At 71.9% G+C, this 12772-nt stretch carries 8 protein-coding genes and 1 pseudogene; 3 read left to right on the forward strand and 6 right to left on the reverse strand.

The features are described from left to right. The first annotated feature begins 259 nt into the window (after positions 1-259). Positions 260-1021, forward strand: coding sequence for a hypothetical protein (locus tag ACFXGX_RS15130; protein WP_384790121.1), 762 nt, complete (start codon positions 260-262; stop codon positions 1019-1021). A gap of 107 nt (positions 1022-1128) precedes the next feature. Here ACFXGX_RS15130 and ACFXGX_RS15135 read toward each other — a convergent pair whose 3' ends face one another. From ACFXGX_RS15135 to ACFXGX_RS15155, 5 genes are all read right to left on the reverse strand, one after another. Then, positions 1129-3507 carry a macro domain-containing protein gene (locus ACFXGX_RS15135; RefSeq protein ID WP_384790124.1) on the reverse strand — a complete coding sequence of 793 codons (2379 nt, stop codon included), beginning with the start codon at positions 3505-3507 and terminating at the stop codon, positions 1129-1131. Between the two features lie 145 nt (positions 3508-3652). After that, on the reverse strand, positions 3653-3955 hold the full coding sequence (locus tag ACFXGX_RS15140; RefSeq protein WP_384790127.1) for a hypothetical protein: 303 nt from the start codon (positions 3953-3955) through the stop codon (positions 3653-3655). Between the two features lie 446 nt (positions 3956-4401). After that, positions 4402-5994: an alpha/beta fold hydrolase gene (locus tag ACFXGX_RS15145; RefSeq protein ID WP_384790130.1), complete on the reverse strand. Its 1593-nt coding sequence runs from the start codon at positions 5992-5994 to the stop codon at positions 4402-4404. Further along, a complete protein-coding gene (locus tag ACFXGX_RS15150) occupies positions 5991-7562 on the reverse strand; it encodes an alpha/beta fold hydrolase (RefSeq protein ID WP_384790133.1) in 1572 nt (523 codons plus the stop codon). The genes ACFXGX_RS15145 and ACFXGX_RS15150 overlap by 4 nt, the downstream gene beginning before the upstream one ends. Positions 7563-7982: 420 nt before the next feature. Continuing rightward, positions 7983-9284: an MFS transporter gene (locus tag ACFXGX_RS15155; RefSeq protein WP_384790136.1), complete on the reverse strand. Its 1302-nt coding sequence runs from the start codon at positions 9282-9284 to the stop codon at positions 7983-7985. Between the two features lie 100 nt (positions 9285-9384). Between ACFXGX_RS15155 and ACFXGX_RS15160 the strand changes: the two genes are divergently transcribed. Both ACFXGX_RS15160 and ACFXGX_RS15165 read left to right on the forward strand, forming a co-directional pair. Beyond that, a complete protein-coding gene (locus ACFXGX_RS15160; RefSeq protein WP_384790139.1) occupies positions 9385-10470 on the forward strand; it encodes a DUF5937 family protein in 1086 nt (361 codons plus the stop codon). A gap of 110 nt (positions 10471-10580) precedes the next feature. Beyond that, positions 10581-11255, forward strand: coding sequence for a hypothetical protein (locus ACFXGX_RS15165; RefSeq protein ID WP_384790141.1), 675 nt, complete (start codon positions 10581-10583; stop codon positions 11253-11255). A gap of 192 nt (positions 11256-11447) precedes the next feature. On the opposite strand, the pseudogene ACFXGX_RS15170 reads toward ACFXGX_RS15165, so the two are convergent. Beyond that, positions 11448-12662: pseudogene (locus ACFXGX_RS15170) on the reverse strand (hypothetical protein); the annotation flags it as partial. Positions 12663-12772: the final 110 nt, after the last annotated feature.

Consider the following 12772-nt stretch of genomic DNA (forward strand, 5'->3'; position numbering starts at 1 on the left):
GTGTGGTTCCTCCCGCACCAGCCGGCGCGGGGGGGGGGGGGGGGGGCGCGCGCCCGCCGCCCCCCCCCCCCGCCCCCCCCCCCCCCCCCCCGCCGTTCACGCCCAGTGTTCGCCTGGGTGCCGACCGCTGAGGCGCGCAGGTCGCACAGGTGCTCCGCCCCACTCGTCTCCCGCCGCGTCCCACTGTTCCCTTCTCGTCCGCCAACACCGTCGTGCAGACTGCTCGTTGACGTGCAGACGAGGGCGGGGGGAGCCGGTCGTGCGGCAGGATCTGGTGGTCAACCTCGTGGCCTCGCTGCTGGCGTTCGGCGTCGGCTGGCTCGGCCGTGCTCTTGTCCACTACTACCGGACGAGGATGCCGGCGGCGCGCGTGTGGCGGCTGGACCGCGGCCGACGTGTGGTGATGGTCGTAGGGGAGTCGGGTGGGTCGACCTCCGCGTACCCGAAGATCCCGGAGACCGACGCCCTCGCGGCCATGAACCTGCGGCAGTTCCTCTCCCAGGACCTGGGGCTGCACGAGGCGGCGACCGTCAGGGCCAGAGCCTTCGCCATGGCGTCGGACGCCGAGGAGAACCTGGTCGTGATCGGCGGGCCGGTGCACAACGGCATCTGGACACTGCTCACCGACCGGCTCGAACCGCCGTACGTGTTCCGGCAGTTCCCCGAGGAGTACCGCATCGTCGCCGTGGACAGCGGCGAGGAGTACGGCGAGTCGGACGTGGACACGGCGACCCTCGTGGACCACGCCGTCGTCGTGCTGACGCACAACCCCTTCGCGGCGGGGAGCCGCCTGATCATGATCGCGGGCTGCGCCCTCCTGGCCACCTCGGGAGCGACCCAGCTCTTCGCCCGCGGTGAGATCCGAACCCTGGCCAAGGCGTACGACACGACGTCGCCGCTGGCACTCGTGGTGCGCGTGGAGAGTGTCGGCGGATACGTGCGGCGGCCCGAGGTCGTGGCGGCCGCCAATTTCACCCAGGCCCCGGCCACCCGCCCCGCTCCGGCCACGCGCCCTGTCTGACCGCCTCGGCCCGGCCGACAGCCCTGCCGTTATGGGCTTCTGCCACGTGGTTGCCGGGCGCGAGCGTCCGGCAACCACGACCGAGGCCCTCGCGAACGAGGGGTGGTTCAGGACACCACGGGAGCGACGTCCGTGACCTCGCTCAGCCGGACGGTGCACAGCCCGCGGGACTCGCTCTTCACCTCCGTCACCCTGAGCTGGGTACCTGGCGTAAGGATGTATTCCTCCTCGCCGGTGAAGGCGGAGAAGCGCTTGATCCCGACCGCCCGGGCCGGCGTCACCTCGAAGAGAGTTCGCTTGCCGCGACTGCCCAGGAACGCCCTGGCCACCGTCAGCTCGGAGGTACAGGAGGAGACGCCCCACCAGGTCACTGTCTGGCCCACCGGGTACTGCGCCCGAAGGTCCAACGACACTCCGCGCCACAGCGGTTGTGTGTAGGCCGGCAGCTTCGAGACCGCCGAGAACAGCAGCCGCAGGTACGGCAGGTAGGGCATGACCCTGGTGCGGTCGGGTGAACGCAGAACGCTGTTGATCTCGCGGTAGAACGCCGACTCACAGGTGTAGAGGTGGAGCGCGGCGATCGCGTCGGCGGACGGGCCGCCGTCGGACACCTGGTCTGCCCGCCGCTTGCCGAAGTCGCGGGAGCGCTGGATGTGCCCGGCGAGCCCTGACAGCGCCGCGGAGACCGGGGCGACGGCGTCCTGGAAGTCCATCAGCGGGGTGTCGAAGACACCGGTGATCGCGGGCAGGACCAGGCCCTCGTCCTTGACGCTGGTGAGGCGTTCCAGGTATAGCTGGTGCAGGTTCATGGTCGACTCGATGAAAGCACCCATGCGCGCCGCGACGCCCCCGTCCGCATCGCCCGCGCCGACCATCGTCCCGTTCCACCCCTTGCTCGGCAGCCAGTCGATGCCGTCGGCGCCCAACGAGGCCAGAGCGTCGTTGACCTGGGTGAAATGGTCGCCCTCGCAGAAGATGTCGCCCTGTGCCGCCGGGTTGGCGTGGTCCAGATGCCGCACCTCGACGTCCGGGTACTTCTGCTGGAGGCGCAGGACAATCCGCTTCAGGCTGCGGGCGTGCGCCCCCCACCATGCGAACACGACCCCGCGGTCCTCCTCGGCCGCGTCCTGCTTGGCCCTGAGGATCTCCTCGACGATCCGCTCGGCGACCGGCCGCCAGAACGCCGTGTGCTGGTCGGCCCCCATCGCCCCGTCACCGCTCGCGGTCAGTGACGCGTTCAGCAGGAGCACGCCCTGTGTCAGCATCGCCTGGAACCACTCCGGCGGCTGGACCGTGTCCCGCTCCTTCAGCAGCGCCCGCACGTCGGCGATCGGGGTTTTCTTGGCGATGCCGTACTTCCACATCGCCGCCGCCTTGATGAGGCACCGGATGCTGACGACCCGCCCGAACTGACTGTCCTTCCAGTCGCTGAAGGTGTTGTCGAACATGGCTATGCCGGTGGCGCTCTCCGGCCGCGGATACGGGTTCTGACCGAAGACCACAACCTTCCACTTGTGCGGCGGGTTCGGCTTGAGCGCCTGGAAGGTCAGCTCGCGGACCGGCACAACCTCAGGGCTGCGGCCCTTCCCGATGAACCGCGCGGCGTCCGGCTGCGCCTCGATGACCGGCTTCAGCAACGGGAGCCAGGACTCCCCGCCGCCGTCGAAGAGCTCGGTCAGGGCGAGGGGGTCGTTCGCGCCGGGCTGGGGCTGCGGCGGCTGGCCCGGAGCCGGGACGCCGGTCGTCGATCCAGTCATGGCGGAGGCGCTTTCACTCGTCGTGGCAGAGGGAGAGGAGAGACTTGGAGTTCCTGGCGCCGGCATGGCGGACGCCGGTGGCACGATGCGTACCCGCTGGTCGACGGGCGCGTTCTCGATTCCGTGCAACTGGGAGATGATCGTGGAGCGCAGTTCGTCGTCGTCCTCGAACCAGTGGTCGTGGAAGAGCGTGTAGCCGGTCCACATCAGGTTGGCGCACACCCGCGCCGGCACCTGGCCGGTCTGCGCCCCCAACCCGACCAGCGCCACGGACCGGATGCTGCCCGGCTTCTTCCGGTTCTGCCGGTGCACGGCCTGGAAGGCGGCCGCGCACGCCAGCGCCACGTTCAGCGTGGCACTCACGTTCTGCGAGGACCCCACCATCGTCGGCGTCGATATCAGGTAGCGGGGAACGGTCGCGCCGGACGGGACGCACACCGCGCTGCCCACCGGCATGGGTCCGGCGAACCGGTCACGGATCGCCCGCTGGACGCGCACCTGGATGCCGGACCCCAGGTACCGCTTGATGACGGCGTCGACCCCGCCGTCCATGCGGCCCCGGGAGTTGGTGGGGGTGACCCAGGCGTCGACGTCCTCGTCGAGGATCGAGCCCTTGCGGATCTCGATGCCGGGGGTGTCGGCGAACGCGGCGCGCCACGCCTCCACCACGCGCTCGTTGACGTCCGTCAGCACCACCCTGAGCGCGGGCAGCACACTGCTCTCGGTCATCGTCCACTCCTGTCGTGCAACAGCGGTTCCAGGACACCGAACGTATCGCCCACCACTGACAACGCAGGCCGGACAAGGGGTCCATGACCTGCCGTCATGCGACAGGACCCGGCCCTCGCGGTCGTGGGCCGTCAGCCGACGCGACTCACCCGCTCCGTCGCCGCCGGCGCACCCGCTCCCTGGCCGCACCGAAACCGATGGAGGCGGTGAGCAGGGCCGGAAGCGCGGCGATCACCGCGGCCGTCGTCCAGAGCCATTCGGGAGTGGCGGGCGATGGGCGAGGGCTGACGCCGTACCTGCCCCGGGGATCGACGGGCACGGTGAGATGGCTGCCGACGGCGAGGTTCCCCGCGTCGATGGTGCCGGGCGGCCGGTGGTGGGAGGCGTCCGCCGGAATCGCCTCCGTTCCGGCGTCGTACACACCGGTGCCGGGCCTCAGGGCCGTCACGACCGGCCCGGACGGGTCGTCCGCGTTCGTGCGACGTCTGGTACTCGAGGGCGCTCCAGCACACGAGCATGGTCATGGCGACGCAGGCGGCCACCGCGGTCTCCCGCGCTCCGTTGCTCTCGTCCCGCAGGTCGTACAGGACGAACGCCGCCCCGCCCAGACCCCCGAACAGCAGCAGACCGACGAAGCCCATGACCATCGCGTTCCGCCACCCGACGGGCGTCAGCGACGCACCGTAGACACCGTGGACGAGGCCGAACGCGATCGCCGTCAGGGCCGCGCTCACCGGCACCGCGAGCGCCGTCCACACGAGCCGCACAGCCCGTCGACGCCCGCTCGTGCTCACAAGTCCCTCCCCAGGTGCGCTCAGGAAGGGGCGGGCGAGCGCCGTGATTTCCGGCTGCTCGCCCGCCCCGGTCCCTCGGAGGGGGTACGGTCGGCCGTTCTTACGGTGCGATCTCGAACTGCGGGGGCTGAAGACCCGCGAGGCAGGACGTGTCCGCCGACGTCGGCGTGTCGAAGAACGACTGGGTGATCGTCTGCGCGCAGGGTGATTCGGCGAAGGCCACATGGGCGACGTACGGGACGGTCACGGTGGTGGCGCGGGGCAGGGTGCGGGCCACGTAGGGACCGTTGCTCGGCGCGGTCTGCGCGTCGAACCCGGCCGACATGACCAGGGTGGGGATGTCGCTGCGTACCACGCTGCGGACGGCACGTGGCTGCGCGGGGACGTTCCAGGCGCGGCAGTCGTCGTGGAGGAACGGGAGCTGCGGAGCGCTGGCGAGGACGGAGCGGGGGAATGTGGGGAACGCGCGCCGTCCCGCCCGGAGCACCTCGGCCTCGGTCTCGTACGGAGTCCACTCGCCGCAGAAGACACCGTAGGCGAGCCCGTGCGCGACCCGGCCGACGGCCTGCGGGCTGAGCTTGCCCCCGGCCCACTGCTCGGCGATGCGCTGCGGGTTGCCGTGCGCCAACTCGTCGATGGAGCGGGGCACTCCGGGCGCCACGTGGGTGGCCGAGGTCAGCCAGGTCACCAGGGTTCCGCCGTCGATGACGACCTTCACCGGTCCGGGCTGTCCGGGGACGGTGACGTGGGTGGTGACCGGATGGGCTTCGAGCTTGCTCACCAGGCCCTGGAAGGTCCTCGACAGATGGGGGTAGCGCTGGTTGCACGCGGGCTGCTGCGCGCAGGCCGCGAACAGGCCGTCGAAGCCCTCGCGCGCGGCCTTCCAGGTGACGGCTCCCCCGGCCAGGGACGGCGGCAGCACACCGTCGATGCCGACGGATCGCACACCCTGCGGGTGCGTGCGCATATAGGTCAGGGCCAGGTCCGTGCCGTACGAGATGCCGAACACGTTCCAGAGTTTGATGCCCAGGGCGACGCGCAGGTCGGCGTAGTCGGCGGCGCTCTCGGTGGTGTTGTAGGCGCCGAGGTCCTTGGTGCGCCGCACCAGTTGGTCGCGGCAGGCCCGCGTCGCCTGGACGTGCAGACGTCCGGTGGAGGGGGCGTCGTAGACCAGGCCGACGACGCGGGCGTTGAACTCGTCGATGTTCGGGCAGGTCAGCACCGGATCGGCGGAGTAGGTCCCGCGCTGGGACATGAAGATGACGTCCCGGTCGCGGTTCAGGCCGCCGTCGACCGCCAGTTGGGCCTCGGAGACGGCGTCGTCGCCGGGCCCGCCGGCGAACCACACGATCGGGTCGGACGCGTGTCGGCGGGTGGCGGCCGGCACGATGGCGACGGAGAGGGTGATCTTCCGGCCCCGGGGGCGGGAGCGGTTCTCGGGCACGGTGAGCGTGCCGCAGTGCGCACCGTCCAGGGCGGGTACGGGGTCCGCGGTCCGTGGACAGGGGCCCGGCACGAAGCGGGAGTGGCCGGCGGTCCGGGCGACCGTGCCCGGAGTCGTCGTGGCGCCGGGGTCGGCCTCGGCGGGGGAGGCGGCGAGACCGGCGACCAGAAGGCCGGCCGTGGCCCCCGCCAGCGCGGCGGGAAGCCGTCGCGCGGTGCCGCGGTGCCGCGGCGGACGGATGGACATCATGACTTCTCCAGAGCGGGGATGATGGTGAACGGTTTCGGCGTCAGGCCCGCGACACAGCGGGTGTCGGGCGCGGTGGGACGCGTGAGGAACGAGGTCAGGACGCTCGCCGCGCACGGTGACTGGGGGACCACCCAATGTCCGATTCCGGGAATTCGCACAGTGGTCGAGCGGGACAGCGTGCGGGCCGCGTACGCGCCCCAGCGGGCCCCCGTCTTGGCGTCGAAGGTTCCCGACAGCACGAGTGACGGCACGTTGCTCACGGTCGTCACCCGCTGGACCGGGGTCCGGTCCGGGACGTTCCAGACGCGGCACGCCTCGTGCTGGAAGGGGAGCTGGGGTGCCTGGGCGAGCACCGGGTCGGGCCACCCGGGGAAGGCCCGGCGGCCGGCCGCCAGCAGGTCGGCCTGCGAATAGCCCGGCACCCACTCGCTGCAGGCCACGGACTGTGTGAGGCCGTACGCGAACTCGCCGATGACGGGTGTGGCGCCGGCGGCGCGGGCCCGCGCGAAGCGCTCCGGATTGCCGTGGGCGAGTTCGTCGAGCGCCGCGGGCACGTCGACGGCCGGGACGGCGTTGCCGACGAGCAGATTGACGAGTGCGCCCCCGTCGAGGACGACCTTGACCGGCGCACCTCCCGCGGGAGGCTGTGCCGTCACCGTCAGGGGGTGTGCCTCGAGCCGCCGGACCTGCTGCGTCAGCGTGCGCGAGAGGTTCGGGTAGCGGTTCCCGCACGCCGGCTGAGCCGCGCAGGCGGCGAAGATGGTGTTGATCCCTTCCTGGGCGCTGTCCCAGGTCCACGGCAGACTGACGATCTGGGGAGGTACGACCGAGTCGATCGCCAGCGAACGGATCCCCTGGGGGTGGCGGCGGAGGTAGGTGAGCCCCAGGTCCGTGCCGTAGGAGTACCCGTACACGTTCCACCGGTGGATGCCGAGTGCCTTGCGCAGGTCGGCGAAGTCGGCCGCGTTCTCGGTGGTGTTGTAGGCGCTCAGGTCGACGCCCCCGCCCGCGAGACGGTCCCGGCACCGCTTGGTCGCGCGCACCAGGCGCCGTCCGGTCGACGGTGCGTCGTAGCGCAGTCCGACGGCCTCCGCGTTGAAGCGGTCGAGCTCCGGGCAGGCGAGGTTGGGCTGCGCGTAGAGCGTCCCGCGCTGGGTCATGACGATCAGATCGCGGTCCCGGTTCACGCCCGCACCGATCACGAACGGCATGTCCCCGAACGCGTCACCCCCGGGACCGCCGGCCATGAAGACGACCGGATCCGCGCCCGGCTTCGCCGAGACGGCCGGGATGATCGCGACGGCCAGCCGGATCGTCCGCCCGCCGGGGCGGGCGCGGTTCTCGGGAACCTCCAGGAACCCGCACCGTCCCGGGACCGGCTCGGGCGTATCCGGGCACGGGCCGGGCACGAATCGTGCGTGCGCTCCGGGCCGCGGCCCGCTCGCGGGGGCCGTCGCGGCGTGGCCGGGTGTCGGGGCGAGGACACCGGCGAAGGCCAGGCCCGCGGCGGCGACGGCCAGCCTGGTACGCGCCTGCCGGGAGCGTTGCCGCGCGGAAAGGTACGGCATCCGCCCCGGGCCGGAGCCGGAGCCTCTGCGGCGTCCTTCGGCCTCGCTACGACCACCGCCACCGCCACCGCCACCGCCATCGCCCTCGGGCCGGCCATCGCCATCGCCCCTGCGCCGGCCATCGCCATCTCCCTCGCGAGGACCACCGCCATCGCCGTGCCCGGTGCCGCCGTTCCAGCTTCCGCCGTTCCAGCCGTCGCCGATCCTGCCGCTGCCATTCCTTGTGCTCCTGCCTTCGCCGCTCCCGCGAACGGCCGGCGGACAGCCCGTTCTGCTGCGCTGTTCCCTCATGCGATCCCGTTTCTCTGACGTCCCCGGCCACGCCGATGTCGCGACGCAGGGCAGGGCTCCGCCCGCCACCGCCTGCTGCGGGCGGGCACCACGTGGGCCAGCCTCGGCGCGTGGACAGACGGCCACCACTCATGGGCTCCACTCGGAGCAGTCCTTGATCGAGGGATGCGTTCCCCCTTGCGCGGCCGCGGCGGAGCCCCCGCTCGTGGCGCGGACGCTGGTCGACGGCGGCTTCACCGGGTCCTTCTCGGTGACCACGGAACCGGAGGCGAGGAGCGTCGCGGCGGCGAGGCTGCCCCACAGAGCGGCGGGTCCGTGGGGCGCGAGCCCGGTGATGACCGCGGGGGAGACGGCGAGGCCGAACCCCGTAGAGAGCTGGAAGCGAGCCAGGGTGCGTCCCAGGACCCGGTCCGGGGCGAGTGCGGTGACGAGCGCCGTGGCGCTGCCCGCGTAGATGATCTCGCCGACAGTGCAGACCACGGACACCGCCGCGACCGCCGGGGCACCCCAGCCCGGCCCCAGGGAAGCCGCCGCGAGGAAGCCGAGGTACGACACGGTCAGCACCACGCCGCCGAGCGCCAGAACCCTTCGCCTGGGAAAACGGGACAGGAACAGGGTGACCGGAACCTGCAGAGCGACCACCAGCACCGTGTTGGCCACGAAGACGGCCGCCGACCAGACGGGGGACGCGTGCAACTGTGTCACCAGGATCAGCGGGAGCGCGATTTCGGGGACGTTGAGGCAGAAGACGTAGACGACGTTGGCGGCCAGCAGCACGCCCATCCGGGGTACGGGCTCGCGCTTGCGGTCCTCGGCCGGAGCGGCGGCCGGACGCGCGTGAATGTGGACCGACCGGGCCAGCGTCGCCGCGACGAGATAGGCGAGGCCGGTGACGACCGCCAGCACCCGCAACGTCTCGATGCCGCTTGCCAGGCACGCGGTGGCGACGAGCCCGCCCGCGCCCAGTCCGGCGTTGCGCAGAGCCCGGCCCGCGGCGAGTGCGGCGTCGCGTTCCCGGCCGTGGGCGACCGTGGCCACGAGAGCGGCGTGCGCGGCCGGCCAGGCCTGATTGCCGATGCCGAGGAAGAGCGCCGCCGTCGCGAACAGCCAGGCGTACCCGGCCGAGTTGGCCAGCAGCAGTACGACACCGAGCACGCGCACGAGCATCGACGCCGCGACGACCGTGCTGCGTGCTCCGCGGTCCAGCCACCGGCCCACCGCGGGCATGCACAGCAGACCCGCGACGACACCGACCGTCATGGCGGTGCCCGTGACCGGTACCGACAGCCTCGACACCTTCACGCCGTACAGGAGCAGAAAGGGGCGCAGCAGGCCGGTGCCGAGGGCGTCCACGGCCAACGCGAAGGCGTAGCGGGGGCCTCCGGAGGCGCGGACGAGCGCGCGGGACCGGTTCTTGCCGTTGATTTCCATGACGTCAAGAGGGCTCCAGGCCGGGGGTGTTGGGCACGCGAGTTGACGGAGATCGTCAACCGGCGGGGCCGTCGGCCGTCTCGTCGGGGATCCTGAAGAGGTGACGTTGAGGATCGATATCGGCGGACTGCCGTACGAGCGCCTGCGCTTCGCCGCGTCCCCGCTGGCCGAGCTGACCGCGATGCTGCATGTGCTGGCCGAACCCGGACATCATCCACATCTGGCCGACTGGGCCGGCCGGGTGTGGGCCGCGATGCGGCCGGAGCTGGCCGAGCGGCTGCGGGAGGCGGACTTCCTGTGGCGTTCCTCGCAGGCCGACTTCCTGCTTCCCGCCCGGCCTCGGCCGACCCTCGCCGAGGAACTGGACGACGTGGACCGGATCGACGACGAGACGTATGTGACGGCCGCTCTTGTCACCACGTGCGGCAGCAACCGGCTCTACTTCGGCGCGCCTTCACCGCTGACCGACGAGAGCGCGCGGGAACGGGCGTTGGACGTGGCCCAGGCGCGTGGCGTCCGGCAAGAGGCTTTCGCGGAACGGCTGCTCGCCGATCCTGCCGCGGTACGGGCGCGGGTGCGCGACACGCTCGAACAGTGTGCCGAGGCGTTCTTCGACACGGCGTGGACGGATGCCGCCGTGCGGCTCGCCACCGATCTGCGCCTGAAACACGACCTGTTGAGGCGCCAGGGCCTCGAGGCGACGCTCGCGTCGGTCTCCGGCGCGATCACCCTGGCGCCGGACGGCCGGTGCATCGTGGTGGACAAGGTCCAGGACAAGGCGACCGCCGCCCAGGACACCGGAGTCACCTTCATTCCCAGTGTGTTCGGCAGCCCGCACCTGGCGGTGGTTCACGCGCCCGGCTGGCAACCCGTGGTGCAGTATCCGGTCACCGAACCGCGTCCGTCGGAGCCGGTGTCACTGGAGACGGTCACCCTGCGACTGGAGGCACTCGGTCATCCGGTGCGGCTCCGGCTGCTGCGCACCCTGGCCCGTGGTCCGCACACCACCCGAGAATTGGCCCATGCCTGGGAACTCACACCCCCCGAGGTCTCCCGGCACCTGGCCGTCCTCCGGCGGGCCGGCCTGCTGACCTCCCGGCGACAGGGGCGCTATGTCCGCTACACCCTCAACCTGCCCGATCTGACGGCGCTGGGAGCCGACTTGCTGGCCGCCGTACTGCGCTGAGCGGCTTCGGTGTCCGCGGGCAGGTGCGGTGTCGCCCCCGGCCGCACGGGCCAGTGGTCGGTACACCTACGATGCCTTCGCTACTGCGCAACCGACATGGAGGGGGAGTCGTGGCGATAGCACCGTTCAAGCCCGAGGACCTGCTGCCCGGCGAGGGGATCATCCTTCGCAAGAACGCCAACGCGGTCATCGACGTCCGGCAGGCCGGCCTGTCCCGTTTCGCGTTCGACGACCTCATGTGGCTCGTCGGCATGAGGAACAAGGAGGCCATCGGCGGCCGGCTCTATCTGACCAACTACCGCGTTGTGTTCATATCCCACCGCTTCAACCGTGTGCGCGGCACGTTCAGCATCTTCCTGCCGTGCATCGACGAGGTGCGGGACTCCTCGTTCGCGGCCACACGGCAGATCACCGTGCACACGGGGACCCAGGACTTCACCTTCGTCCTCTGGGGCATCCCGCGGCTCCTCGACGCCGTCGACGAGTGCCGCGCCGAGTTCGACGACGCGTACGTGGCCGACCTGGCCGCGATGGCTCTGGCCGAACCCTGGAAGCTGGGCGGCGGCTTCCGGATCGCCGCCCTCAACGAAAGCCTGAACGTCGTGCTGGGCGCGCTGCGGCGAGGCGCCAGTGACTACCCCACCGCCGCGACGTCCATAGCCAACCAAATCGACGGCAGGTTCAACGCGGCGGACGTGGCCGGGACCCTGCAAGCGGCCGAACTGCTGATGCGCGCGGGCCAGGACCCGGCCGGCCGGCAGCGGCCGACGGGGGACCGTCGCTGAGGGCCGTTGACCGAAAACCGAGTTCACCCCGCCCGCCGACCCCGGAGCGGTCACCGGGTCGGGGCGCGTCCGGGCGGGTACTGCGGGCACAGACGCCTGTAGGGCGTGTCCACGACGGGTCGCTTCCCATTGACCTCCCGCGGTGGGTCCGCGCGCCCCGCGTGGACCCACCGCCCTTCGGGCAGGCGTCCGTCAACGCGACGGTATGGCCCCGCCCCGACCGACGGTGTGAGCGTCGAACCAAGCCTGGGCCGCCGTGCGTTCGTCCTGGGTCGGCTTCGGGTTCAGCCGGTCCGGGTCGCGGATCAGGAGGTGCTCGCGGGCGGCTTGCAGTCCGATGGCGCGGGCCTCCGGCGACACGCCGGGGTGGTCGGCGACCTCCACGGCTCGCTGCCACCAGCTCCGGTTGTGGGGGCTGATGGAGTAGTGCCACAGTGGCTGTTCGGGGTCGGCCACACCGACCAGCACCCGGCGCAGGACGTGACCGTTGACGCCCGGGGTGCCGAGCAGCCGGTCGGCCACGAGCAGCGGATGCTCCCCGTCGAGGCGGGCCCGGACCAGGACCCAGGTCATCAACTGGCCGACGTCGTGGGAGGGTGAGGTGACGAAGTCCCACAGCTCGGCGGCCTTGGCCTCGTCGGGGGCGCCGAGGTGGGTGAGGAGCCGCACCTTGTCCTTCCACACCGGCCGGGCCCCGTTCCACCAGGAGACCAGCTTTCCCGCGGCCGGATGGTCCAGGTCGAGGGCGAGGCAGGTCAACGTGACGAGCGGGTGGCGCCACTCGGTGTACGTGGTCCGGTACGTCTTGGTCAGGTCCTTGAGCCGACGCGGCAGCAGCGCCTCGACTTCGGCCTCCGTGGCCCTGCCGTGGGCGAGGAGGAGTTCGAGGCAGAAGCCGAGCCCCTGCAGACCGGTGGCGGGGTCGGCCACCCGCTCCCGCAGCCAGCGCACATCGGTGTCGGTGAATGTCCGGTACCGGTGCCACACGCGGCTCAACGCCCCCTCGGAGGCGGTGAGATCGGTGCCGGTGCCGGACAGAAGCCCGTCCTGGACGGCCTCGTAGCGCTCCACGGCGGCCAGCACCTCGGCGGTGTCGGTGCCGACGAGCACGGAACCGTCGGGCCGGAGCGCCTCCTCCCGAACGAGATCCACCTGGTCCCGGGCGGCGCCCGCCGCGAGGACGCGCAGGGCGTGCGGCAGCCGTTCGTCGGCGCCGAAGCGGACCGCCGCGAGCGCCGCGTAGGACAGGCCGGCGTGGTGGTCCGCCCCCGTCTCCCGGCGCCAGTCGGCCGTGACGGCCCAGGTCAGCGCGTCGTACAACCCGCGCAGGGAGGTCTCCGGGGCGCCGGACGTGGTGAGTTCCGCCGCGAGGTCGGCCGCGGCCCGTACCGCGTCGGGGGGGCGGGGCGCCCCGGGCGCCGCCCGCGGCGCGGCGGGCCCCGGGGGCCGACACCGGGGGGGGGGCCCCGAAAATGGGCCCCCCCCCCCCACGTCAGTAGCGGGGACAGGATTTGAAC

Source organism: Streptomyces sp. NPDC059371 (assembly GCF_042751995.1).
In the GTDB taxonomy this organism is placed as follows: domain Bacteria; phylum Actinomycetota; class Actinomycetes; order Streptomycetales; family Streptomycetaceae; genus Streptomyces.